The sequence below is a fragment of the Salinibacterium sp. NK8237 genome (assembly GCF_015864955.1).
Taxonomy (GTDB): Bacteria; Actinomycetota; Actinomycetes; order Actinomycetales; family Microbacteriaceae; genus Rhodoglobus.
In genome coordinates this window covers 652341-675934 of the sequence record NZ_JADYWE010000002.1, presented here as the reverse complement: position 1 = coordinate 675934, position 23594 = coordinate 652341, and the positions used below count along the sequence as shown (strand labels likewise).

Here is a 23594-nt window from a genome sequence, read left to right as displayed (position 1 = left end):
TCAGCGGCGCCGCCTACGACTTCACCACGCCAGTTACCGGGCCACTGACGCTAACCGCGACGTGGACAGAAGTTCCCGCGACCGGAGGTGCCCCCACCGCTGACGTCACGCTCGCCGCTACAGGTTTTGCGTTAACGCCCCAGCTCTCAGTGGGGGCAACATTGCTCGTGGCCGGCTTCGCCCTCCTCGTGCTTCGCCGACGCGTCACCGCCCGGCAGCGATAGCGCAATACGAGTCCCCCGCGAACCTGCCCTGCGCTCCCGCATAACGCAACTTGTGGAAAACCTGAGACATGATTCAGGTTTCACTGTACGGTGATTCCGACGGTGCGTCGCTCGACGGCGGCTGCCGTCAGCGTCGCGCTTGTGTCGCGGCGCGCAATGCGGCCGGGACATCCGCGCAATGACGCTCGGAGCGATGGCCGGATTGCGACGTGCGGAGGTATTCCGAATGTCCACTGTTAAACGCCGGCTCACTATTCCGGCAGTACTCGCCTCTCTCGCCCTCGTCAGCGCCACGCTGGCGGGAGCCCCACTCGCGGCCCAAGCGATCACGTGTCCACCCGGTTTCGAGATGCTGCCGGGGTGCAGCAATACGACGGATCCAGGCGGCTCCGACGCAGTTCCGGGAATGTGGTCCACGGAAACGGTTGCCGGGATGAGCACTCGTATCTACACGCCATCCACCGCAGCCGAACTGCCGGCCGGACGCGCCCTCATGATCAGCCTCCACGGCTGCGCGCAGAAAGCGAGCGACTTCCAAGCGAACGCCAATTGGGTGGCCGCCGCCGAAGACTACGGAATGATCGTCGCCCTCCCCGATGCACCCAACGGCGGCGTCGTGTTCGGCTGCTGGGATTACTACGACTCCAACCACTCCCGCAGCAACCCCGCACGGCACGACGACAATCTGTTAAACCTCGCCACAACGTTGACCGCGCGTGCTTCTCTCAGCATCGATGCCGACCAAGTCTATATTTCTGGTCTGTCATCCGGTGGTGGAGAAACCATGGTGATGGGATGCCTCGCCCCCGACGTTTTTGCGGGAATGGGCATCAATGCCGGCCCCACGGTGGGCACCACGTCGGGCCAGATCTCGAGTGTGGCAGTGTCGAAGGCGCAGGGCACGAACACGTGCACCACCTTCGGCAGCGGCAATACTGCGGCTTTCTCCACACAACTCACCTCGGTGATTTACGGCAGCAATGACAGCACCGTGTCGACCGGCTACAACACCTTGAACGGCCAGATCATGGCCGGCATTTATGGGGCATCCAGCACGTCAACGTTTAGTTTGAGCGGCTTGGCTGGCAATAACACTGCTGGCTCGGGCACGCTTTATTCGGATGCCGCGGGGCCACGGGTTTCGGTGATTCAGAACTCGAACGTCGGCCACAACTGGCCATCGGGCGCAGGCACGGGAGGAACCTACATCAACGCGAACAGCCTTGACTACCCGGCGTATGTGACCGAGTTCTTCTTCGACAACAACCGCCGCGTCGACCGGACTGGTACGCCAGGGCCGACGCCGACACCCACGCCGACTCCGACCTCTACGTCGACTCCGACCCCAACGCCCACGCCCACGCCCACGCCGGATCCTGCAACGTGCTTCACCGCCACCAACGCCCAGCATGCTGCGGCCGGGCGCGCGTTCTCCTACGGGTTCAATCCGTACAACCCGTATTACGCGAAGGGATCGCTGAGCTACCTCGGCCAGGGTGACTCGACAATCACGAGCCTCTCGCAGGTCTCGGCGAATAGCTGGACGAAAATGACTAGCTGCGGCTAGCGCTGAACCGCGCTGACGCTCAGGGAGAGTGTCTCCAGAACGACTTTCGTTCTGGAGACACTCGACCGCGGAACCTGTCTGTGCAGCAAAAGTTAGCAAACTAGCCCCGCACCCGGCATGCTTAAGCGGTGACCGACAAAAGTGCGCCCGCGATCCTCTCGCTTGAGCGCCTGCGGGCCTCCCTTGCCGATGCGGGCTTGACGCTGCCGCTTGAGGGCATTGTGGCGCAGCGTGAGCTGGCCGCCGCATCCGTGCGTCAAATTGACGACTACATTCGGCCGCGGCTAGCTGATTTGGATGCTCCGCTTGTGGCTGTCGTGGGCGGCTCGACGGGTTCGGGCAAGTCCACAATCGTAAACGCCCTGCTCGGTGTTGCCACAACTCGTGCCGGAGTCATCCGCCCCACGACGCGTCAGCCCATTCTTGTTCACGCGCCCGTTGATGCTGGCTGGTTCGCGAGCGACCGCATTTTGCCGGGGCTCGCGCGAGTGCGCGGGCGGGTTAGCGCGCCGGGTACGCCCGCATCGAATGCCGGAGATGTGCCCGAAGAGTCACGCATTGGCGAGCTCATGCTGCTCGAACACGAGAGCGTTCCGCGTTCGCTCGCGATTATTGACGCGCCCGACATCGACTCGGTTGCCGACGAGAATCGTGCTCTGGCATCCCAATTGCTCGCTGCCGCCGACCTGTGGCTGTTTGTCACGACCGCCAACCGCTACGCCGATGCCGTGCCCTGGCGACTCCTCGAAAGCGCTGCAGCGCGATCGATCACCGTGGGGATCGTGCTCAACCGCGTGCCCCCCGGCGCCGTTGACGAAGTGCTGCCCGACCTGCGCGAGATGCTCACCGCGCGCGGTCTGTCTGACGCTCCCGTGTTCACTATCGACGAGCAGCAACTCGACGAGCTCGGAATGCTCCCGGCCAGCGCCGTCGATGGCCCGCGCGCCTGGCTCGAAGGAATCGCCAGCGATCGCGAAGCCCGCACGCGCATCGCCGCCCGCACCCTGAGCGGTGCGATCAACGACCTTGACAGGCACGTGAGCCTCATTGCGGATGCTCGGCAGCAGCAACTCGACTGGCTCGACTCTGCGCACGCGGCCACCGCTGCGCACTACGAGACCGCGATCAAAGCCGTGGACGAAGCCACCCAGAACGGAGCACTGATGCGCGGTGAGGTGCTGGCACGGTGGCAAGACTTCGTGGGAACATCCGACTTCTTTCGCAAAGTGGATTCGTGGTTCTCGCGCACCCGCGACAAAGCGACCGCGTGGATAACAGGCAAACCGAGCCCCGTTGTTGACGTCGAAACCCAGATCGAGACCGGTTTGCAGGCTGTCATCGTTGACCAGGCTGGGCGGGCCGCTGCGGCTGTGTGGGCCGACCTCGAGCGCAGCGCTCCCGGACGCTCGATCGCGGAGCAGCATCCGACGTTGTCAGCGGAGAGCCCGGAGCTGCGTCAGGCCACGACTGCGATGATTCGTGAATGGCAGGGTGCGCTGATGCAGCTCATCCATGACAATGCGGGCAACAAGCGCATCCGGGCACGAGTGCTTTCGCTCGGATTGAATGTCGTGACGGTGGCGCTCATGATTGTCGTCTTTGCGTCAACCGGCGGCCTGACGGGCGGCGAAATTGCGATCGCCGGTGGCTCTGCTGTGCTCGGCCAAAAACTGTTGGAGACCGTCTTTGGCGAGGATGCCGTGCGCCACCTTGCGAGCCAAGCACGCCTCGATCTGCAGGAGCGCGTGCGCGCTCTCTTCGATACCGAGATCGCACGGGTGGATGCGGCGATGGAGTCGCTGCGTTTCGGTGCTGACCCTGAATCCTTGCGACGCGAATCGCAGGTGCTCATCGACGATGTGGCGCGCGCGGCGAGGAACGACTCGTGAGCGCGGCCAAGCCGAGCCTCGATGAGCGCATTGCAGCTCTGCGCACCGTGACCGAGGCGGGGGTCGGGCGCATCCCCTCCGAGCTTATGGATGACGCCCGCGCGCTCTTGCAGCAGGCGGAGGCACGTCGCTCGCGCTCCTCCGAACACACCGTGGTTGGCGTTTTCGGGGCGACCGGTTCAGGCAAATCAAGTCTCGTGAATGCGCTCGTTGGCGCTGAGGTGGCGGTCGCTCATGTGCGCCGCCCGACCACTTCGCAACCCCTTGCTGTGCTCTGGGATGCCGCCGGTTCTGCCGCCCTGCTCGACTGGCTAGAGATTCGCGAGCGTGTCGAGCGCCCCACTCCGATTGACCCGCGCGCCAGCAAGCTCGTGCTCGTCGATCTGCCCGACGTCGATTCTGTGGAGGCCAGCAATCGCGCTGTCGCCGAACGACTAGCCAGCCAAGTGGATGCCCTGATCTGGGTTGTTGACCCGCAGAAGTATGCCGACGACGTGTTGCACGCGCAGTTCATCGCGCCGCACGCTCGCCATGCTGCCGTGACCCTGGTCGTGCTCAACCAGATTGATCTTCTGAGCGCGGATGATCGCGCCGCCGTCGTGAACTCACTGCAAGCGATCGTCGAACGGGATGGCCTCCCCCGTGCCCGAGTCTTGCCGGTGAGCGCCCGCACGGGTGAAGGCGTGGATGCTTTACGCACGGCAATCGGTGATCTTGCTGCTTCGAAAGCGGTGAGGGATGCGCGGCTCAGCGCTGACGTGCAAACTCTTGCCGCCCGCATCGAGGACCCCGGTACTCCGCAGAAGGTCACCGCGAAGAGCACAGCCCGATTGCGTGACGAGGTCGGCACCGCTGCAGGGGTCGATATCGTGGCATCCGCTGTTGCACGTTCATACCGCAAGCGTTCCGGGCAGGCGACGGGCTGGCCGCTCGTGTCATGGATTGGTCGCTTGCGCGCTGACCCCCTCACTCGTCTAGGTCTTGGCCCGAAGCGTCGCGGCGATGACCCGGATGTTCACCGCACAAGCATGCCGCTACTGAGTGCCGGCGCCCAGGCTCGGATGTCGATGGCCGTGCGCACCTTCACTGACGAAACGGTTGCCAGCGTTTCGCCCCCGTGGCGGGCTGCCGCCCGCGCCACCGCGGAGCAGACTCTCGACACCCTGCCCTCGACTCTCGATCTCACGATCGCCCGCACGCCCTTGCCCGCGAAAGGTTCGTGGTGGTGGGTGCTGGTCGGCATCGTGCAGTGGATCGCCACGATCGCCGGATTGGGCGGAGCCCTCTGGTTGGTGGGCACCGCGCTTCTGCCGACATTCGGATTGCCCGCGTTCCCGCTCCCCGCTGTGGAGGAAGGTCCGCTCACCGGGTGGGCGATACCAACGCTGCTGCTCATTGCGGCGGTACTCGTCGGCATCGTGCTTGGCCTGTTGTCGGCAGCGCTCAGCGCGCTGACCGCGGTCGGTCGCCGCCGCCGTGCTCGCCGCCGTCTACTCGCTGCCGTCGACGAAGTCGTGCAGCGGGATGTCGTGGCTCCCGTGGTTGCGGCACTCGACCAGGCGCGCGCCGTGTCGGCCGCGCTGCAGATCGCTCGTCGCTAAAGCGCGAACGTCGGAGCGCTAGAACAGAACCCCAGCTGCAGCACGACAAGCGCGAACGACATCGCCTACGTCAGCAGCAACCTAGACGCTTAACTCGAGGGCCCACCAGGAAGCGTTTCGCAGGGGCGGCCGTCGTTGTCGTAGTCCAGTCGAGCTACGTCGCCGTACTGGGGGTAGTACTTGAGGTACCACGTTCGAGCTTGTGCGTACGTCGCAAAGTCGCTGCAGTTCTTAGTGTCCCCGGGATTCGAGGTAGTAGCCGTTGGCTTAGGTGTGCTTGAGCCGCATACTGTCAGCTTCCCAACTCCGCTAGTCAAGACGGCGCTGCCTCCTAGCAGGACGTGCTGGCTCAAACCAAGCGCGGTTATATCGTTCTTGACCGCTGACGAAACACAGGTTCGTTCGACGACATAGAGCGGCGAACCATTTCGACCCGCCAGCGCAGCACCCGCCAGCGCGTCAGCGAATCCGGTTCCCACTGTGAAGTAGGCCTCGCTTGACGAGGAAAACGCGTACTTGTTGATCGCTGCCGACGTGGCGTATCGATTCGAACCTGACAACCGCTTCACCGTTGTCGTTTTCTTCAGCGCAGACTCAATGCCCGACGAGACGACACCCGTACCCCCTGCGATATTTGTTTGCGTCACGCCGAGACTCTTAATCAACGCCGACGTTGACTTGTCGATGCTGCTTTTATTTCCGTCGACAAGAATGACGGGGGCTCCGATGCTGCCTGCCGCCGCAGAAGCGGAAAGTGCGTCTGGAAAGTTTCGGCCGGTCGCAAGGTATGCAGTCGGGGCAGAGTCGAAGGCGTAATCAATGATGAGACGGCTGGTTTCATAGCGATCGCTACCGCCCAAACGCTTCACCGAAGGAGCGAGTTTCTTGAGCGCAGAAAGCACACTTCCAGACACCACACTGGATCCGCCAGCGACCACGATCTTGGAGGGATTGAGTCGCTTGATCTCAGCAACCACCACCTTGGGAAGCTCATTCGCTGCCGTCAGAAGCAGCGGACCTCCCTGCACAGCCGCGGCAGGAGCCGCAGAAAGAGCATCGGCATACCCCGCACCGTTGGCGATGTACAGAACAGAGACTCCGGGATCAAACTGTTGTGAAATGGCGACTGCGGTCTCATACCTGTCAGAACCGGACAGTCGGGAGACCGACGGCGCCGCTGATTGGAATTTCACTGCCGAGCTAACGGCAACGCCTCGTGAATCTTGATAGTGCGAGGATGTCGCGGCTTCCGCAGGCACACTATTCGTTAAACAAAGCAGAAGCGTTGCTAGGGCGGCAGTTGCGGCAAGCGCTTTCATTGCATCCTCACAGTAAAAATACAGGCAAGGAAGAACCTATCCGCAATTGAGCCAGCTTCAGGATCCCCAGAACGGGGCGAACGCTTCGAGCGGCTCACGCGACCAGTGCGCGCTAGCAGCGCCAACAGATGGGCGACGCGACCACGATGGCGTCGAGGACTAAGCAGGGAGCCCGGGAAGGCCGTCGATGCTGCGAGTGTTTTTCTCGGCACGGTAGTCGGCCATGCCTTCGACGCCCTTTTTCTCAGCCTGCAATCTGAGAAGATCGCGTTCGTCGGTGACTTCCATGACAGGAACTCCCCAACCGCAGGAGTCACTGATCCTCGTCACCTCTACGGTGATCACGGCTCTGGTACTCGGATGCTCGGGGTGCAGTGCCACGACCTCATCAAACGCCGCCTCTCCAGGAAGGGAAACCGAACCGTGACCATAGAGACGCACGATTCGCGGACGGCTATCGAATGACACGAACATCAGGCAGATTCGCCCGTTCTCCCTCAAATGGGCAATTGTCTCGACACCACTACCGGTGTAGTCAACCCAGCCGACACGGCGATCGCCCAGCACTGAAAATGTGTCGTGACCACGGGGAGACATGTTGACGTGACCGTCACCGCTCAGCGGTGCGGTCGCGACGAACCAGAGCGGTTGAGCTTCGATCCAGGCCTTCATGGTGTCGTCGATTGAGTCAAAGAGTTTGCCCATGCTGACAGAGTAAATCATGGCTCTCGCTATTGGTGTTGTTCGCTAAAACCCCACCTGCAGCACGAAGATACCGGGGAAGATCGCGAACGCGATGGTGATGGGCAGGATGAGGAACACGAGCGGAAATAGCATCGCGACCTCTTTCTTGCCTGCAAGCTCGAGCAGTTCGCGCTTGGACTCTTCACGAGCATCCTGAGCTTGAGCTTGCAGCACCTCAGACAGCGGACTGCCGCGATCGAGGGCTCCCAAGATTTGGTCGACACAGCGCGAGAACGGGGCGAGTTCCAGTTCGCGGGCGAGCACTCCCAGAGTCTCGCCAAAAGGAAGGCCCGTGTTGACCGAGGAGACCACGCGAGAGAGTTCTCGCGACAGCTCACCGCCGCCTACGTGCGAAACGCGACGGACGGCATCCAAGATTCCCTCACCAGCCGACAGGCTGAGGGCCAGGAACTCGAGCACGACCGGTAGCTCTGCAGTGAGACGACGGATGCGGTTCTTGGCTGCGCGTTGCAGCAGATAATCACGCAGTGTTATGCCTGCAACCCCACCAACGACCACGAGTACCACTTGGGCAGCAAGCGGTACTTGCTGCCGATTCGCAACGGCAATGTCGAAGACGACGCCAGCGATCGCACCGCCGAGAACGGCCACGAGTTGCTGCGACCGGTAGGCCTCGAGGGTCAGTTCGGAGCCAGACTGGCGAAGCCGTCGCAGGATCTGATCGCTGCCACCCACCACCGACGCGAGAGTCTCACGCAACCAGCGCGCAACAGGAACGAGCAGTACGCCCAACACCGGCAGTGGCCCGACCGAGCGCGGGGCTAAGTGTTCCCGTGCGCCGGCGGAGACGTCAATGACGTAGGGCGCCACTCTTGTCGCCAAGGTGGGTCGGCTTAGCCGCGGGATGAGACTCAGAATCGACCACAGGCCGAGCCCGCCGGCAATTCCGGCGACAAGCGCCCAGGCCAGTGCGTCACTCATGCGAACCACCGCGGCTGATCGGGAAGGCGACCGATGCCCGCCATAATTCGATACGCAACAACAGACAGCACCAAACCGGCAACGATCAGGGCAGCACCGCCCGCTGAGTTGTATGCGAGTGCGGCTTCAGGCCGTGTGGTGAGCAAGAACAACACCACCCACGGTGCGGCCAGACCGAGCCGCGCCGCATTCATCACCCATGATTGGCGCGCTTCGATCTCCGAACGAATGGCTGCCTCCTGGCGCAAGTAGACGCTGAGGCTGCGAAGAACGTTCGTGAGTTCGCTTCCGCCCACTTCGCGCGACATCCGCAAGGTTTCAAGGATGCGGTCGGCAACCGGGTCGGCGAGCGCCACCTTGAGTTCGTCGACGGCTACCGAGAAGTTTCCTGTCGCCCGATAGCGGGCGGCGAAGGCTGCGAAGGCGCCGCGCGTTACTGCTGGCCCGGTCTGGGCGAGTGTCATGAGGCTGTCGGGAAGAGCAAGCCCTGACCGTACTGCCGATACCAACTGGTCAACAACATCGGGCCAGACCACGCGAGTGGCTCGGCGGCGCACGCGAGCACGCCAACTGATTGCGAGCGTCGGCAACACGAGGGCGGCAACGGCAGCACACAGCACGACGGCGATCACCGATGTCAGCACAAACGCGATGGCGGCTACAGCGAAGCTCAACGCGAGCGACACAATCACCACAACCACCGGACTAGTGGTCGGGAGTCCCGCCTGCACGAGTCGCTCGCTCAGCCGGAGCGAGAACGCCGAACGGCCACGCACCCGACGTTGCTCTGTGGCAGGCCACAGGAATGTTGCTGCGATCAGCACCACACCGACCGCGAGAACGATGCCCAGCATCAGGCTCATGCGACAGCCCTCAACAAGTGCGACACCGCGTCGATGCCGGCGGCCTGAAATTTGGAGAGCCGCGCGGGCACGGTACCCGTGTGGGCGAGTGTGCCGTCCACGATGCGGAAGAGCAAGCGGCTGTCGATAACCCCGTCGCTGACCTCACCGGTGAGCGACGAAATTTCGACCACGCGTCTTGTGCCGTCGGCGGTCAGTTCACAATGCACCACGACATCCACTGAACTGGCTACCGTCGGCACGACAAAGCTGGAGTCAATATTCCGGCCGGCGAGCAGCGGAAGCGTGCACAGCTTGACGAGAGCTTCGCGCGCACTATTAGCGTGGATGCTCGACATGCCAGGCAGGCCGCTATTGAGCGCAATAAGGAGGTCGAGCGATTCGGCATCGCGCACTTCGCCCACGACCAACCGTTCGGGGCGCATGCGCAACGCTTCTTTGATGAGGCGACGCAGGCTGATCTCGCCGGTGCCCTCGAGGCTGGGTTGGCGGCACTGCATGCCGACGTGGTCGTGGCTGGCAACGCTCAGCTCGAAAGTTTCCTCGACCGTGACGACTCGTTCGTTGGGTCGGGCCGCCGCTAGCAAGGCGTTGAGCATGGTGGTCTTGCCGCTCTGCGTTGCGCCCGAAACCACAATGTTTTGCCCCGAAAGCACGCACAGCCGTAAATAGTCGGCCGCGTGCTGCGTAAGGCTGCCGAGTTCGACAAGGCGATCAAGATCGCGGATGCTCCGGCTGAACTTGCGCACATTCACGGCCCAGTGGCGCCGGGTGACATCGGGAATCACGACGTGCAATCGCGAACCATCGGGCAGTGAAGCGTCAACGAACGGAGAACTCAAGTCGACGCGGCGGCCCGACGTTTGCAGCATCCGCTCCACCAGATCACGAACCTGACCATCACTGAGGCGGATGCCGGTGAACTCAGGGACCCCGTTGCGGGCCACGAATATCTGCTCGGGCCCGTTAATCCACAGCTCCTCAACGGTGTCATCGTCGAAGAATGGTTGGAGCGGACCGTACCCGGTGAGTGCTGCAACCACCTCGCGGGCGGCCTGGGCTTCATCCGCCAGCAACGGTACCGAGCCACCCAGCGCACGCTCGCTGTAGCGGCGGACCTCATCGCGCACATACCGCGACGCCAACTCGCTGTCGCGCGACAGATCAACCCCGTCACGGCGAACCCTCTGGCGCACCTGATCGGCGATGGTCGTCAGAGCGTTAGACATGCTCATATTGTGTCGAGCAGGTGCGCAAACGCCTTCCTGTTGTCCACAGGCGAACTCCTGATCCTGCCGGGGGCGCATTCCGACTAGGCCCGAATCGGCGCACCCAGATCCCTGATATGATGATTACATCAATTCAGCAAGTGGGAGATTGCTTGCTGTCACAGCCACAGCGCATCCGCATCGCACGCACCGATCAGGAGCACATGAATGGCCGTTCTCGATGAGCGCAGGCCGCTCTACGAAATCAAGGCGAACCTCTTCAAGGGGCTCGCGCATCCGTACCGCATTCGGGTGCTCGAAATCTTGTCAGCGGCCGAGGAAGCCTCTGTCGCCGAAATGCTGACCGCTACCGGGCTCGAAGCTTCCCACCTCTCGCAACACCTTGCCGTGCTGCGGCGCTACGGCCTCGTCGTCTCTGAGCGCCGCGCCAGCGTCGTCTACTACCGCCTCGCTCACCCCCAAATTTCTGAACTCCTCCGTGTCGCGCGCGTGCTGCTCGGCGAAATCCTTGCCGACACCGACGGCCAACGCGATCTCGTTGCCGGACTACCCACGATTCCGGATGCCCGATGAAACGTTCATGGAAAGAGCTCCTGCCGAGCGCGAAAGATTACCGCCTACTGCGCACCAGCTGGCGTGGCGATCTGATCGCGGGAATCACCGTCGGAATCGTCGCCCTCCCCCTCGCCCTCGCCTTTGGTGTGAGCTCAGGAGTTGGCGCTGAAGCCGGGCTCATCACCGCCATCGTCGCCGGCATCGTCGCGGCCGTCTTCGGCGGCTCCAACGTGCAGGTCTCTGGCCCCACCGGCGCCATGGTCGTGGTGCTTGCCCCCATCGTGGTTAGTTCTGGCGTTGAAGCGGTAGCGATCGTCACCCTGCTGGCGGGCATCATCGTCGTCATTGCCGGAGTGCTGCGCCTCGGCCGCACCGTCAGCTACATCCCGTGGCCCGTGATCGAAGGCTTCACGGTCGGCATCGGCATCATCATCTTCCTGCAGCAAGTGCCCTCCGCGCTCGGCACCGAAGGCACCGAACACCCCACCAACGCAGTGCTTGCCGCTATCGCCTTCATCACTGCCGCCCAGTGGCCCGCTGCCCTGCTGCCCCTCGCCGTCGTTGCCGCCGTGATCGCCATCATGTTGTTGCTCTCGCGCATCAGCGGGCGCCTTCCGGCCTCCTTCATCGCCATCGCGGTCGTCACCATCGTTGCTCAAGCACTGGATCTTCCACTGGCCACCATCGGCGAGCTTCCCGCATCTTTGCCGTCACCGACCGTGCCGTCATTCGACTTCGATCTGACCACGCTCATCGGTCCGGCCTTCGCCGTTGCCGCCCTCGCCGCCATCGAATCCCTGCTCTCCGCCCGCGTTGCCGCCGGCATGGCTGACACTGGCCCTTACAACGCCGACCGCGAACTTGTGGGCCAGGGGTTGGCATCCGTCGCCTCCAGCTTCTTTGGCGGGATGCCGGCCACCGGCGCCATCGCCCGTACCGCCGTGAACGTGCGGTCTGGCGGTCGCACTCGCCTCTCGGCGGTCGTGCATGCCCTCGCGCTACTGACCGTCGTGTATCTGGCTGCTCAGGTTGTCGCCGTCATCCCGCTGGCAGCGCTCTCGGGCGTCCTCATGGCCACCGCGGCCCGCATGATGTCGCCGACCCTGATCAAGACAATGCTGCGCACCGGAAAATCTGAAGCTGCCGTGTTCGTGATCACCGGCATCATCACCGTGAGCTTCGACCTCATCATTGCGGTCGGCATCGGCATCGCCGTCGCCGCCTTCTTCGCCCTCCGCACGATGAGTAAAGCCAGCGGCGTTCACCGCGAAGAGCTTCCGGGCTCCCCCGAACCCGGCGACGAACGCATCGCGCTGTTCCGCATCGACGGCTCCCTGTTCTTTGGAGCAGCGGAACGCCTCATCGACCGCATCAACGAACACGAAGGCCTCGAAGTCGTGATCGTGCGGCTGTCGCAATTGCACCTCGTTGATGCCACGGGCGCCCACACCCTCACCGAACTCATCACTGCCCTTGAAAAGCGCGGCGTGACGGTGATCATCAAGGGCATCCGCCCCGAACATCTGGATGTGCTGAAACGACTCGGAGTGATCAGCTCGCTGCGACACCCCAACCATTTGTTCGCCGACCTCGAGCCCGCGATTGAGCACGCACGTTCGCACATTCGTCGCGCACTGCGAGAACACGAAAGCGAAGACGCCGCACGCTAGCGCCCTGGCCCAGCTCGAAGGGCACGGGCCGCTGTTCAACCGTGGCACCGGTTGACGTTGACGCACGCGCACCGTATGTTGTTTGAACAAACTTATTGTCGATGACGCCAACAATTCTCGGGAGCCCCCACATGACCACACTCGTAGCGGGCGTTGATTCCTCGACCCAATCCAGCAAGGTTGTCATCGTGGATGCCGCCACCGGCGCCCTCGTGCGCACCGGGCGCGCTTCCCACCCGACCGGCACCGAGGTCGACCCCGAAGCTTGGTGGGTGGCCCTTACCGAAGCGATCGCCGACGCTGGCGGACTCGACGACGTCTCCGCCATCTCGGTCGGAGGCCAACAACACGGCATGGTGGTGTTGGATGCCGCCGGCCACGTCATCCGCCCCGCGCTGCTGTGGAATGACACACGCTCTGCGGCCGCAGCCGGCGCCCTCCTGCACGAATTTCCCGACCTCGCCGAGCGCACGGGCTCGGCCCCCGTTGCATCCTTCACCTCAACAAAACTGCGCTGGTTGCGCGATGCCGAGCCCGAAAATGCGGCCCGCGTCGCCGCGGTGTGCCTGCCGCACGACTGGTTGACCTGGCGTTTGCGCGGCTTCGGCCCCACCAACCCCGATCTCACTCAGCTCACGACCGACCGCTCTGACGCGAGCGGCACCGGCTACTTCAACTCCGTCACCAACACCTACGACGACGAGGTTTTCACGGCAGCACTCGGGCGCAGTTCCGTGACCGATGGTGTGGTGTTGCCCCGCATCGTCGCGCCAGGTGAATCCGCAGGCACTGTCGCGGGAACCGCCATCGAGATTGGCTGCGGCGCCGGCGACAACGCCGGAGCAGCACTCGGCTTGGGCGCACGAGCAGGCGATGTCGTCGTCTCGATCGGCACCAGCGGAACCGTCTTCGCCGTTACCGAAACCCAGATCCCCGACAGCACCGGCACCGTGGCGGGCTTCGCCGACGCAAGCGGCATTTTCCTGCCCCTCGTCGCCACCATGAACGCTGCCCGCGTGCTCGACAGCACCGCCGCGCTGCTGGGCGTCACCCACGATGAGCTCGGCATTCTCGCGCTCGAAGCGGCCCCCGGCGCTAGCGGACTCGTGCTGCAGCCCTACTTCGAAGGCGAACGAACCCCCAACCTTCCGGATGCCACAGCAACCCTCTTCGGAATGACACTGGCCTCCACGACCCGCCCGTCGCTCGCGCGCGCCGCCATCGAGGGACTGCTGTGCGGACTCGCGGATGGCCTCGACGCTCTCGGCCGCCAAGGAGTTTCCGCCGAGCGCATCCTCCTCATTGGCGGCGCCGCCCAAAACCCCGCAGTGTCGACCATCGCGTCCCAGGTGTTTGCAGTGCCGGTCGTGGTTCCCGAGCCCGCAGAGTATGTCGCGCTGGGTGCCGCAGCCCAAGCGGCGTGGGTGCTCGACGGCACACGCCCCGACTGGGCTATCACTACTGTGGCGGAGCCGGCATCCGACTTCCACCCGGTTATTCGGGAGCAGTACGCGCGCTACGCCGTGTAAGCGAGACTGCCTTCACGGCAGCGATACCGTTTCTATTCGCCGCTGATTTCGTGTGCGGTCAACAATCCGCGCAATCGTCGGCGGCATCGTCGCATACACACTCTGGTTTCGGGGAGTTCGAATCGTGCCGATTTCATCGCTCGCCGTGCTCGGTTTGCTCTCACCCCTCACCGCCGCAGCACTCGGCGCGCTCGTCCTCGGCGAGCATTTCAGCGCACTCCAATTACTCGGGTTTGGGCTCGCTCTTGCGGCAATCGTCGGGGCACAAATCCGCTCTCGCAAACCTGCCCAAATCCCCTCTCGATGACCCCCTGTGCGGTCGAGACCACTGCAGAATTGGTCTAGAAAATCGCCAGACTCCCCAGAAAACACGCCACGTCTTGAGGGGACAGACAGAACGTTCTGGTCAGCATTTATGGGGGCATTTGTTAACGACACCCAAACGGGGGTCTACTACCCTGCTTCGGGGGCTTGCATGCTTCAGTAAGAAAGAACCGTAGAACGAACTCCTGGGGGAGGGATCAGATGGCAGAGCACGTAATCCTGTTTGCCGGGCCAATGGGCGCCGGCAAGACCTCCGCTATCCGCGCCCTCAGCGAGATCGAAGTCGTTAGCACTGAGGCCGCAAATAGCGACCGCAGCGTTGCTGACAAGCCCACCACCACGGTGGCTCTCGACTACGGCGAAATCGGCATCAACGAGGCCGAGAAAGTTCGCCTGTATGGTGTTCCCGGCCAACGTCGATTCGACTTCATGTGGACGATTCTCGCCGAACGTGCCGAGGGCGTACTGCTGCTGGTGAATGCGGATGCCGACAACCCTGTCGAGACCGCCATCGAATACGTCAAAGAATTCTTCGCTCTCTACGAGCGCGGCGGAATCGTCATCGGCCTCACCCGGGCCGACCTCGTGCCCCGCGCGCTGATCGAGGAATACGCCAACGCTCTTGCCGATGAAATGCCTGACGTGATGATCCCGGTGCTTACCGTGGATGCTCGTTCCCAGGAAGAGATGATGACGCTCCTCATGACGCTCATCGCCAACATCGAGCTCAAACAAGCAGTCGCCGACAGCATCGGCGCCGGTTCCGGTGGACGGAGAACACGATGACTATCGCTCCCCACCTTGACTCTAAATACATCGTCCGAGGCGAACTCGCCTTGGGCGGACTTCGCGACCTAGCACCGTCGCTCCGCTACGCATCCCTTCTGACAGAGGATGGATTCAGCGTTGTGTCAGTAGCTGGCAAAGAATTTGACAGCGATCGATTCGCGAGCATGGCCAGTTCGACTCAGGCCCTCGCTGATGCTGTCGCTCGAGAATTGCAACTCGGAGACAACGAGTTTGTGATCGTCGCGGCTGAACAAGGCCACGTCGTGCAAGTGCGAGTCCAAGGCCACCCGCTGGTGCTCGCAGCCCTTTTCACCGATAAAGCAACCATTGGCAGGTCATTGACCGCCGCGCGCCGAACCGCGCGAAGGCTCACGACCCTCCTCATGGCCAAGTAACACCACCCGACAACCCGCACTAATTGAGCAAGCACCACCCGAATACCCGCACCATCTGAGCAAGCAGTTCCTGGGCAAGCACCACCTGAGCAAGCACCACCCGAAAACCCGCAGTAGGACCAGGAACTACGAACAGAATGTGATCACCCGCCCAACCCGCAGATCACATTCTGACTCGAGGATCTTTACCCGAAGCACAACCGCGATGCACCCTCGGCACCGCACACCAATTCACGCAGGAGGCGTGAAGATGACTACATACGCAACCAACATCCCCGCCGGCTGGTACCCCGACCCGCTTGGCCTCCCCCAGCTGCGCTGGTGGGATAACCACACCTGGACCGACCAAATCTCTGGCGCACGCGCACCGCTCGTGCACCAGCTTGTCGATGTCGACTTCGCCGATCCCGCCGACGACGAGCTCGACAACTTTATTGAGCCCGCCACCGCGACGACGCCCACTTCCCGCGAAACGACGCCCGAGCCGACTTTGGCCAGCACTCTTCGCGAACTGGAGGCGCCGTTGCCAGAGCACGCAGTTGCCTCGGCCGTCGCCGGAGACCCCACCGTGGGATTCGCAGGCGAATCGTCCACCGATGACTTCGACCAGTCGATTCTCGTTTCCGAATGGGCACAAGTTGCCGAAGCCATCAAGATCGCCTCGAGCAGTGCGCAGCCAACCGTGCTGGCAATCACCTCATCCAGTTTTCCGATGCTTGTGATCGATGTGAACGAGCGCGCCTACTGGTGGAAGGCTGAGATCACCGACTTCCCGACGCATCCAGTGAGCATCAATGTGCGTAGCCACGTTCGCGAAGAAGTCATTATGCCCACGGGAGCTGGCTTCGACCTCAATCCGTTGCTGTGGATGATCGGCACTACCGGTTACGCTCACACGCCCGCACCCTGGCTCACCGACAGCGCGCGCTACCGCCTGCGTCGCTGGCCGAATATCACCAACCTTCCGCACGATGCTGACCAGCTGCGCATGACCTCGATCCTGAGCCACGCACCGCTCTCGGCGAAGGAACTTTCGGCGATTGCCGAGACGTTGCCCACTGCAGCACACGCGCTCCTCGCAGCGCTGAGCCTCATGAACATCCTGCGCATCCTTCCCGGTGCCAGCGAAGACGAAACTGACACTCCGGCACCAGCGCCGGCGCCTCAGGGCCTCTTCGCACGACTCCGCGGACGCCACAAGCGCTAACGATCTCAGCCGAGAGGGTGGGCATATTGCCCGGCTCACCCCTCGGCTGAATAATCCTTGATTTCGGATGCCGCTGGCTTAGAGTGTCGGCATGACTCCGTTTTCGTCGCCCGCGTCCCATTTCGCGCGGTGGGCTACCGCCGCCTATCTCAGCGCTGGACTTCTGGGCGCTAATCAGCTTCTCTGGGGCTTTTATGGCCTCGGAGCTCCCGCCGTGCTCGATTTCCCGGTCGCGGTTACCGTGATCGGTGCAGCGGTCGGCGTATTCGCGATCGCGCTGCTCATCTTCGGGATCGTCATGACGTGGTTTTCTATTCGTGCGCGCACCGCCACTGCCCAGCCCGCTGAGCCACCACACGAAACGGGAGCTCACGTCGACGAGACAACCACTCATGACGTGCCCGAAAATACAACGCTGGAACGACGAACCCGACTATTGATCGGCGTAGCCACAGTTGTGGCGATGATTACCATCGTTGTGATCGGCATCATAAATATTTACGTGTGGAACCCGCTCGCGAAAGTTCCGGAACTTTCGCTCGATGAAATTTATGCAGCGATGGATGCCGCGGGGGAACTCCAAGCCGAAGTCTTTTCGTGGATTTGGGCCATCTTCTGGCCCCTCGCGGCAGTGGTGTTCGCCGCCATCACGACGTCACAAATATTTGCCAACATTATTTCTCTGCGCGGGATGCTCGTTGCGAGCCTCGCGCTCCTGAGCACCGCGATCTTCTTCCAGTGGTTCGCTGGCTTCTCCATGGGCATGGGGCTGGCCGACACCTTTGCGATCGGAGGTGGGGATGCGTCAAGCCCCGGCATGCTTCTGGGCATCTTCGGCCAGCTCTGCATCGTCGCCGCGCTCTTCCTCGCCATCACCCCGAAACGCACAAACGCGGGCCGCCTGCCGGAGCAGACGACCCGCGTCGTAACGAACTAGCTAGCTTTCGCTGAACGTCTTAGCTGTGGACCGCAGCGAGGGTGCGGCGGTCTTCGAGCAGCTGTGGCCAGAGCTTGCGACGGTCGCGCACGACGAAGCCACGCGCAATGAAGCGGTCTTTGCCATCGAAGCGCGGGGCATACATCGAACGACCGTGCATAGCGCGCAGGTTGTCGAGCATCAGCAGGTCGCCCGGCTGCAGCACGTGGGCGTCGCGGTGCTCAATGTAGGTCTCGACGACCTTGCCGAGCAGACGCTGAGCTTCAGCGGTGATGCCGTGCATGAGGTCCTGGTCAACGAGGATGTACGGGTCGTCCTCTGGACCGGTGATGATCGGGAACGGGCCACGAACGGCATCCGGGTGAGGAATGTACGGCTGGAACGACTCGTCGATCGTGGTTGCCCACAGCGGCTGGCGCAGCTTGGCAACCTCTTCTGGAGTCATCTGGGCAACCAGCTTGCGACCAGAGAAAGCGTAGGTCTTGGCGTTTTCATCGCCGCGAAGGGCACCGAGGATCACGTAGTCAGGCTTGAAGTCAGAGAAGCACTGCTCGGTGTGAGCTTCGAGCTCCACCTTCGAACCCTGCGACTGCTGGGTTACCGCGAGCTTCGGGTTGGGGACCATGTCTTGGATGAGGTGGCCGTTGCCCTCAGCCTCGTAGGCAACCATGCTGCCGAGGAGGTGAGCAAGCATGCCCATTTCTTTCGCGAAGATAGTGCCGGCGCCCAGGCCGCTCTTGTTGTCCAGAGGGGTGTCTGTGAGGTCTTCGTCGACATACAGACCGCGCACAACCATGATGCCGGCGTCAGAACCGACTTCAGCAAAATTCAAAACAGCCGCACGGACCTCTTCAGGCAAACTGAACGCTGCAGCGAGAGCCTGGCGACCGAAGTCATCCGGGTTCTCATTAGGGTGCGCAGTAATGCGCTCGGCAGCGGTACGGATCGCTTCGGCAGTGGCCGAGTCGAGGGTGAACAGGCTCGATTGGAGCTCGTGAACGGTAATGTCGCTCTCCTTGCTTCGTGCGATGCGCTAGCTGTGGCTCACAGGGCTCTTGGAAGGCGCAATCGCGGACGTCGTCTCCATAGGGAAGACACTTCATAAATTACACCCTCCACCTCCATTAACACGAGGATGGCGGGGCCGACGGGGCCGTGCACAGCAAAAACGAAGCTACGTCATAGGGGATTCGCGGCAGCCGAATCTCGGGATAAGATTGACCGGCCAGCGGGAGTGGTGAAATTGGTATACACGCAGGATTTAGGTTCCTGTGCTTTCGAGCGTGCGGGTTCAAGTCCCGCCTTCCGCACCAAATAGAGCACACTGCATAGTGCTCGCTCAGACAGCGACTACCGTCTTGCCGATGGCACCACCCCTTTCCACGAGCGCGTGAGCGGCCCGCAGTTGCTCGGCGTCGAGCGGGCTGAACGTGTGCGTGAGGGTGGTGCGGATGCGTCCGGCATCCACCAGGTCGGCCACTTCGCCCAGCAGTTCGTGCTGCAGCACCATGTCGGCGGTGTGTTGCGCCGAACGGGTGAACATGAGTTCCCAGTGCCAGCTGAGCGCCTTTGTCTTGAGCGACAGCAGGTCGAGCCCGGCCTCGTCGTCGATGGCCACGATCTCGCCGAAGGGCTTGAGTAGTTCCACAATCGCGGGCAGGTTCGTTCCTGTTTGCGACGTGAAGACCCAGTCCACGCCCTCTGGTGCAACGTCGGCGACGTTGGCCGCGAGGTCGCCACGGTGGTTGACCACAGCATCCGCCCCCATTTCGGTGACCCAGGCTCGGGTTTCGTCGCGCGACGCCGTGGCGATCACGCGCACGCCGGTCAGTTCCTTGGCGAGCTGGATGAGGATCGACCCCACTCCCCCAGCGGCTCCCAGAACGAGCAGAGTGCCCGTGCTGGCGCTCGTGAGCTTGAGCTTGTGAAAGAGCGCCTCGTAGGCGGTGATGGTCGTCAACGGCATTGCTGCCGCTTCAGCGTGGCTCAGGCTCGACGGCTTGCGGCCGACGATGCGCTCATCGACCAGGTGCATCCGCGAATAGGTTCCGGGGCGAGTGATGTCGCCGGCGTACCAAACCTCATCGCCCGGCTGGAACAGTGTCACGTCGGGGCCGACAGCGGCAACAACACCGGAGGCATCCCAGCCGAGAACACGATCGGCTACTTCTCCGCCAGCCCGCACTTTCACATCAACGGGGTTGACCGAAACTGCAGCAACTTCCACGAGGATGTCGCGGCCGGTCGGTGCGTCAACGGGCAGTTCTGCGTCGACCAGGCTTCCCTCGCTCTCAATCGATCCGCCAGTGCGAGTGACGACGGCGGGGGCTACTGAGCCGATGCTGAAGGGGGAGGGAGCTGACGTGTTCATGGGGTCCTTTGCGTGATCGCTGGCGTGTGCCACCACGCTGAACCGCTCATAGTGGTGACCCGCAAGGGACGCAAGTTACCCCGGGGTAAGTGTCTAGACGCGTGCGCGCGCCGCTTCGGTGCGCTGGGCGTGCGCGAGTTGTGACTCTGCCCAGACCCGCAATGACTCGAGAGGAACACCCGCTTCGTGGCCGAGTGGGGTCAGGGTGTATTCCACGCGAAGAGGAACCTCGGCGAAAACTTCGCGATCGACGATTCCGTAATCTTCGAGCTTGCGCAGCGTGCTCGTGAGCACCTTCGGCGAAATTCCATCGAGGTGACGCTGAAGCTCGCCAAAGCGCATCCGTCCGCCCTGGAGGGCACCGATCGCGAGGGCTGACCACTTGCTGGCGACGACATCCAGCAAATCGCGGCACGGACACGTGGCCGAGAAAACATTGCCCACGTGGAGATGATCGTGATCGGTGCTGTGTTCGAGACTCATGGCGACCCTCCGATAGTTGCTTTCCTAAAGATAGCAATAGCTCGCGCTTTTCCACTGAAGCGGGGGTATCCCCCACAGCGAAGCCCCTCCAGCACGCGTTACTCTGTGACGTACATCGCTAACGTCGCCGACTACGCGCACTAGCCGACGATTCTGGAGAAAACCCCTTGGTAGGCACCGCCATCATCCCTTGGCTCGATCCCCAAAACCTGATTACCGGGTTTGGGGCATTCGCGCTGCTGGGCGTGGCATTCATTGTCTTTGCCGAGACCGGGCTGCTCGTTGGATTCTTTCTTCCTGGCGACACGCTGCTTCTCATCACCGGTGTTCTCACCTTTGCTGGCGTCATCGAATACGACATCTGGTGGGTCTGTTTGGCGGTGAGCCTTGCCGCCTTCCTCGGCGGTGAGGTCGGTTATCTCATTGGGCACAAAGTGGGCCCCAAGATCTTTGAACGAAAAGAGACAGGTCTCTTTAGCGTCGAAAACGTCAAACGCACCAACGCTTTCTTCACCCGCTTCGGCGGCCTCGCCGTCATCATGGCTCGATTTGTTCCGATCGTGCGCACCTTCGCACCGGTCGCGGCGGGCGTCGGCCACATGGACTACCGCAAGTACTCGCTCTACAACGCGATCGGCGCTCTCATTTGGGGCTCCGGGCTCACCTTCGGCGGCTACTTGCTCGGCTACATTCCGTGGCTCAGCGATTTCATTGTCGAGTACATCGACCTGATCCTGCTCGCCGCTGTAACCCTCACGGTGCTACCGACGGCGTACCACTACTTCCGCTCGTCCTACAAGGCCAAAAAGGCGCGCGAAACTGGCCGCGCCGAGGCTCTCGACGACGCTGAAGCGGAAAAGCTAGCCCTGCACCCCAAAGACTTCAACCAAGACTTCGACGACTAGGCCAGAAGCCGCTATTGCTGAGGCGAACGCTTACGGATGGCGGTCACGGCCTGCTGAGCAGCGCGGCGAACCTCAATGTCTTCGTCTTTCACAAGCTCAGAGATCGCCTCAACGACATCGAGCGACCCGACCGTTCCGAGGGCGCGAGCTGCCGACGCGCGAACGCGAGCAGTGTCGTCCGTCAGGAGCGCCAGAAGCTGCTCGCGAGCGTCGAGTCGACGAGTGGCAACAACACGCGTTGCCATCTCGCGCACACGCCACGCTTGATTACTGAGAGCGGCGAGTACGGCATCCGCAGCGCTGTCATTCCAGGCGTGCAGTAGCGCGCGCGTTCCCCACAACTCGGGCCAGTAGAGCACCGGAGCTCCGTCGAGGATGCCCTGAGCATGCTCCCCGCCAACAATCAGCAGAAACTCTTTGCCCTCGTTGTTGCCCTCGATGAGAGAGACGGCACGTTCGACAATGACGGCTTCGCCATGGCGTTCGCTCGCGGCCGCAATGCGGGCTGCGATGGGGAGTTCAAGATCTACTGCGTGGGGATCATCATGTTCAGACACGCCTCAACCCTACGTTGTTGCGCCCGGCGCCGAGACCGCAGCGCAAATACTCGCCGCCGTTCGGCAGTCTGCGACTAGTCGCCCAGCAGTTGAGTGCGCACGATCGGCATGATCGCGGCGAATGCTTGGGCACGGTGGCTGAGCGCATCCTTCTGGTCAGAAGTGAGGTCAGCGGATGTTCCCGGCTGCCCATCCGGACAGAAAATCGGGTCGTAGCCGAAGCCCTCAGTTCCGCTCCGCTCGGTTGCCACGGTGCCCGGCCAGAGTGCGAGCTCCACGAACTCGTGAGCTTCGGCTTCGGCGGCACCAGCAGCACCAGCTGTGCCGTCTGTGCCAGCGACACCGGCGGGCACCACGAACGCTGCCGCACACGCGAACTGAGCAGCGCGGTCATCCCTGCCGACCATGTTTGCCAACAGCAGTTCCAGGTTGTCGACGTCGTTGCGCGTGCCCGCATACCGAGCCGAGTGGATGCCGGGGGCACCGCCAAGCGCGTCAACACAGATTCCGGAATCGTCGGCCAGCGCCGGCAGCCCGGTGTGGGCAGCGGCGGCCCGCGCTTTGATCAGCGCGTTGGCTTGGAAGGTCTCGCCGTCTTCAACCGGCTCAGGACCGTCGTAGGCGACGAGCTCGAGGCCGTCGAGTGCTGGGCCGAGGATGCGGCGCAACTCAGCGACTTTGTGGGCGTTGTGGGTGGCGAGAACGATGCGCATTGCTACGCGCCAGTGTGGGTAGTGGCGGTGGTGTGGCCGAGGGTTGCGGCTTGGATCGCCGTGAGCTGCGTGCCACCCGCGAGAGCAAGGTCGAGCAGCGAGTCGAGTTCGCGGCGGTCGAAGGGTGCGCCTTCGGCTGTGCCCTGAACCTCAACGAATAGACCACGGCCGGTGACGACGACGTTCATGTCGGTCTCGGCACGGACGTCTTCGACGTAGGCGAGGTCGAGCATTGGCTCACCGTCGATGATTCCGACGCTCACTGCGGCGAGCGAATCGAAGAGTGCCTTCGAGTTCTTGCCGATGAACTTCTTCTCACGGCCCCACTCGATGGCGTCAGCGAGCGCGATGTAGGCACCAGTGATCGCTGCCGTGCGGGTTCCGCCATCGGCCTGAAGAACGTCGCAGTCGATCACGATCGTGTTTTCGCCGAGCGCCTTCATGTCGACAACAGCGCGCAGGCTGCGACCGATGAGGCGCGAGATTTCGTGGGTGCGGCCGCCGACCTTGCCCTTGACGGCTTCGCGGTCCATGCGGCTGTTCGTGCTGCGCGGAAGCATCGAGTACTCGGCCGTAACCCAGCCCTTGCCCTTGCCGGCCATCCAGCGCGGAACACCATTAGTGAAGGATGCCGTGCACAGCACCTTCGTCTTGCCGAACGAGATTAGCGCTGAGCCCTCAGCCTGGTCGCTCCATCCGCGCTCGATTGTTACTTCGCGCAGTTCGTTGTTTTCGCGGCCATCGTGACGGGTCATGTCTCTACTCTCTATCGGTCTATCGG

The 23594-nt window shown here is 62.6% G+C and carries 24 protein-coding genes and 1 tRNA gene; 14 read left to right on the top strand and 11 right to left on the bottom strand.

Annotated features, from left to right (window positions below):
• From I6E56_RS13540 to I6E56_RS13525, 4 genes are all read left to right on the top strand, one after another.
• A partial coding sequence (locus I6E56_RS13540; RefSeq protein WP_197139007.1) for a hypothetical protein occupies positions 1 to 224 on the top strand: 224 nt, incomplete at its 5' end.
• Between the two features lie 226 nt (positions 225 to 450).
• Entirely contained in the window at positions 451 to 1791 is a 1341-nt protein-coding gene (locus I6E56_RS13535) for a PHB depolymerase family esterase (protein WP_231606637.1), read from the top strand.
• 128 nt (positions 1792 to 1919) lie between these two features.
• Positions 1920 to 3680: a dynamin family protein gene (locus I6E56_RS13530; protein WP_197139006.1), complete on the top strand. Its 1761-nt coding sequence runs from the start codon at positions 1920 to 1922 to the stop codon at positions 3678 to 3680.
• Positions 3677 to 5281, top strand: coding sequence for a GTPase (locus I6E56_RS13525; RefSeq protein ID WP_197139005.1), 1605 nt, complete (start codon positions 3677 to 3679; stop codon positions 5279 to 5281). Before I6E56_RS13530 ends, I6E56_RS13525 begins: the two co-directional genes overlap by 4 nt.
• Positions 5282 to 5370: 89 nt before the next feature.
• Here I6E56_RS13525 and I6E56_RS13520 read toward each other — a convergent pair whose 3' ends face one another.
• From I6E56_RS13520 to I6E56_RS13500, 5 genes are all read right to left on the bottom strand, one after another.
• Complete coding sequence (locus tag I6E56_RS13520) at positions 5371 to 6474, bottom strand: cell wall-binding repeat-containing protein (RefSeq protein ID WP_197139004.1); 1104 nt, start codon at positions 6472 to 6474, stop codon at positions 5371 to 5373.
• 285 nt (positions 6475 to 6759) lie between these two features.
• Positions 6760 to 7323: a pyridoxamine 5'-phosphate oxidase family protein gene (locus tag I6E56_RS13515; RefSeq protein WP_231606635.1), complete on the bottom strand. Its 564-nt coding sequence runs from the start codon at positions 7321 to 7323 to the stop codon at positions 6760 to 6762.
• 24 nt (positions 7324 to 7347) lie between these two features.
• Positions 7348 to 8286 (bottom strand): type II secretion system F family protein, encoded by a 939-nt coding sequence (locus tag I6E56_RS13510; protein ID WP_197139003.1) that lies wholly within the window; start codon positions 8284 to 8286, stop codon positions 7348 to 7350.
• The gene (locus I6E56_RS13505) at positions 8283 to 9149 is read right to left on the bottom strand and encodes a type II secretion system F family protein (RefSeq protein ID WP_197139002.1); all 867 of its coding nucleotides are present in this window, start codon (positions 9147 to 9149) and stop codon (positions 8283 to 8285) included. The genes I6E56_RS13510 and I6E56_RS13505 overlap by 4 nt, the downstream gene beginning before the upstream one ends.
• Positions 9146 to 10378 carry a CpaF family protein gene (locus I6E56_RS13500; protein ID WP_374062121.1) on the bottom strand — a complete coding sequence of 411 codons (1233 nt, stop codon included), beginning with the start codon at positions 10376 to 10378 and terminating at the stop codon, positions 9146 to 9148. The genes I6E56_RS13505 and I6E56_RS13500 overlap by 4 nt, the downstream gene beginning before the upstream one ends.
• 207 nt (positions 10379 to 10585) lie before the next feature.
• Between I6E56_RS13500 and I6E56_RS13495 the strand changes: the two genes are divergently transcribed.
• The 8 genes from I6E56_RS13495 to I6E56_RS13460 all read left to right on the top strand — a co-directional run bounded on the left by I6E56_RS13495 (position 10586) and on the right by I6E56_RS13460 (position 17784).
• Entirely contained in the window at positions 10586 to 10951 is a 366-nt protein-coding gene (locus tag I6E56_RS13495) for a metalloregulator ArsR/SmtB family transcription factor (protein WP_197139000.1), read from the top strand.
• Entirely contained in the window at positions 10948 to 12603 is a 1656-nt protein-coding gene (locus tag I6E56_RS13490) for a SulP family inorganic anion transporter (protein ID WP_197138999.1), read from the top strand. The genes I6E56_RS13495 and I6E56_RS13490 overlap by 4 nt, the downstream gene beginning before the upstream one ends.
• 131 nt (positions 12604 to 12734) lie before the next feature.
• A complete protein-coding gene (gene xylB / locus I6E56_RS13485) occupies positions 12735 to 14132 on the top strand; it encodes a xylulokinase (protein WP_197138998.1) in 1398 nt (465 codons plus the stop codon).
• A 52-nt stretch (positions 14133 to 14184) separates the two neighbouring features.
• On the top strand, positions 14185 to 14439 hold the full coding sequence (locus tag I6E56_RS13480) for an EamA family transporter (RefSeq protein ID WP_197138997.1): 255 nt from the start codon (positions 14185 to 14187) through the stop codon (positions 14437 to 14439).
• A 218-nt stretch (positions 14440 to 14657) separates the two neighbouring features.
• Positions 14658 to 15242, top strand: a complete 585-nt coding sequence (locus I6E56_RS13475; protein ID WP_197138996.1) for an ATP/GTP-binding protein — start codon at positions 14658 to 14660, stop codon at positions 15240 to 15242.
• The gene (locus I6E56_RS13470) at positions 15239 to 15640 is read left to right on the top strand and encodes a roadblock/LC7 domain-containing protein (RefSeq protein ID WP_197138995.1); all 402 of its coding nucleotides are present in this window, start codon (positions 15239 to 15241) and stop codon (positions 15638 to 15640) included. The genes I6E56_RS13475 and I6E56_RS13470 overlap by 4 nt, the downstream gene beginning before the upstream one ends.
• Positions 15641 to 15890: 250 nt before the next feature.
• Positions 15891 to 16847 carry a DUF2510 domain-containing protein gene (locus I6E56_RS13465; protein ID WP_197138994.1) on the top strand — a complete coding sequence of 319 codons (957 nt, stop codon included), beginning with the start codon at positions 15891 to 15893 and terminating at the stop codon, positions 16845 to 16847.
• 91 nt (positions 16848 to 16938) lie between these two features.
• Positions 16939 to 17784 (top strand): hypothetical protein, encoded by an 846-nt coding sequence (locus tag I6E56_RS13460; protein WP_197138993.1) that lies wholly within the window; start codon positions 16939 to 16941, stop codon positions 17782 to 17784.
• Positions 17785 to 17803: 19 nt separating this feature from the next.
• Here the strand turns inward: I6E56_RS13460 and I6E56_RS13455 are convergent, their stop codons facing one another.
• On the bottom strand, positions 17804 to 18616 hold the full coding sequence (locus tag I6E56_RS13455) for a TauD/TfdA family dioxygenase (protein WP_197138992.1): 813 nt from the start codon (positions 18614 to 18616) through the stop codon (positions 17804 to 17806).
• A 396-nt stretch (positions 18617 to 19012) separates the two neighbouring features.
• Between I6E56_RS13455 and I6E56_RS13450 the strand changes: the two genes are divergently transcribed.
• Positions 19013 to 19097, top strand: a tRNA-Leu gene (locus tag I6E56_RS13450).
• A gap of 26 nt (positions 19098 to 19123) precedes the next feature.
• On the opposite strand, the gene I6E56_RS13445 is transcribed toward I6E56_RS13450, so the two are convergent.
• Positions 19124 to 20155 (bottom strand): zinc-binding alcohol dehydrogenase family protein, encoded by a 1032-nt coding sequence (locus I6E56_RS13445; protein ID WP_197138991.1) that lies wholly within the window; start codon positions 20153 to 20155, stop codon positions 19124 to 19126.
• Positions 20156 to 20248: 93 nt separating this feature from the next.
• Positions 20249 to 20638 (bottom strand): helix-turn-helix domain-containing protein, encoded by a 390-nt coding sequence (locus I6E56_RS13440; RefSeq protein ID WP_197138990.1) that lies wholly within the window; start codon positions 20636 to 20638, stop codon positions 20249 to 20251.
• Between the two features lie 167 nt (positions 20639 to 20805).
• On the opposite strand from I6E56_RS13440, the gene I6E56_RS13435 reads away from it, so the two are divergent.
• A complete protein-coding gene (locus tag I6E56_RS13435) occupies positions 20806 to 21543 on the top strand; it encodes a DedA family protein (protein WP_197126341.1) in 738 nt (245 codons plus the stop codon).
• 11 nt (positions 21544 to 21554) lie between these two features.
• Here I6E56_RS13435 and I6E56_RS15375 read toward each other — a convergent pair whose 3' ends face one another.
• From I6E56_RS15375 to rph, 3 genes are all read right to left on the bottom strand, one after another.
• Entirely contained in the window at positions 21555 to 22100 is a 546-nt protein-coding gene (locus tag I6E56_RS15375) for a HEAT repeat domain-containing protein (RefSeq protein WP_197138989.1), read from the bottom strand.
• Positions 22101 to 22174: 74 nt separating this feature from the next.
• Positions 22175 to 22813, bottom strand: coding sequence for an RdgB/HAM1 family non-canonical purine NTP pyrophosphatase (rdgB, locus tag I6E56_RS13425; protein ID WP_197138988.1), 639 nt, complete (start codon positions 22811 to 22813; stop codon positions 22175 to 22177).
• 2 nt (positions 22814 to 22815) lie between these two features.
• Positions 22816 to 23568, bottom strand: coding sequence for a ribonuclease PH (gene rph / locus I6E56_RS13420; RefSeq protein WP_197138987.1), 753 nt, complete (start codon positions 23566 to 23568; stop codon positions 22816 to 22818).
• Positions 23569 to 23594 lie beyond the last annotated feature (26 nt).

Coding starts and splice junctions, on each gene's coding strand:
- I6E56_RS13535 (WP_231606637.1), top strand. CDS start 451: ATGTCCACTGTTAAACGCCGGCTCACTATTCCGGCAGTACTCGCCTCT.
- I6E56_RS13515 (WP_231606635.1), bottom strand. CDS start 7,323: ATGATTTACTCTGTCAGCATGGGCAAACTCTTTGACTCAATCGACGAC.
- I6E56_RS13510 (WP_197139003.1), bottom strand. CDS start 8,286: ATGAGTGACGCACTGGCCTGGGCGCTTGTCGCCGGAATTGCCGGCGGG.
- I6E56_RS13505 (WP_197139002.1), bottom strand. CDS start 9,149: ATGAGCCTGATGCTGGGCATCGTTCTCGCGGTCGGTGTGGTGCTGATC.
- I6E56_RS13500 (WP_374062121.1), bottom strand. CDS start 10,378: ATGTCTAACGCTCTGACGACCATCGCCGATCAGGTGCGCCAGAGGGTT.
- I6E56_RS13495 (WP_197139000.1), top strand. CDS start 10,586: ATGGCCGTTCTCGATGAGCGCAGGCCGCTCTACGAAATCAAGGCGAAC.
- I6E56_RS13490 (WP_197138999.1), top strand. CDS start 10,948: ATGAAACGTTCATGGAAAGAGCTCCTGCCGAGCGCGAAAGATTACCGC.
- xylB (WP_197138998.1), top strand. CDS start 12,735: ATGACCACACTCGTAGCGGGCGTTGATTCCTCGACCCAATCCAGCAAG.
- I6E56_RS13475 (WP_197138996.1), top strand. CDS start 14,658: ATGGCAGAGCACGTAATCCTGTTTGCCGGGCCAATGGGCGCCGGCAAG.
- I6E56_RS13470 (WP_197138995.1), top strand. CDS start 15,239: ATGACTATCGCTCCCCACCTTGACTCTAAATACATCGTCCGAGGCGAA.
- I6E56_RS13465 (WP_197138994.1), top strand. CDS start 15,891: ATGACTACATACGCAACCAACATCCCCGCCGGCTGGTACCCCGACCCG.
- I6E56_RS13460 (WP_197138993.1), top strand. CDS start 16,939: ATGACTCCGTTTTCGTCGCCCGCGTCCCATTTCGCGCGGTGGGCTACC.
- I6E56_RS13445 (WP_197138991.1), bottom strand. CDS start 20,155: ATGAACACGTCAGCTCCCTCCCCCTTCAGCATCGGCTCAGTAGCCCCC.
- I6E56_RS13440 (WP_197138990.1), bottom strand. CDS start 20,638: ATGAGTCTCGAACACAGCACCGATCACGATCATCTCCACGTGGGCAAT.
- rdgB (WP_197138988.1), bottom strand. CDS start 22,813: ATGCGCATCGTTCTCGCCACCCACAACGCCCACAAAGTCGCTGAGTTG.
- rph (WP_197138987.1), bottom strand. CDS start 23,568: ATGACCCGTCACGATGGCCGCGAAAACAACGAACTGCGCGAAGTAACA.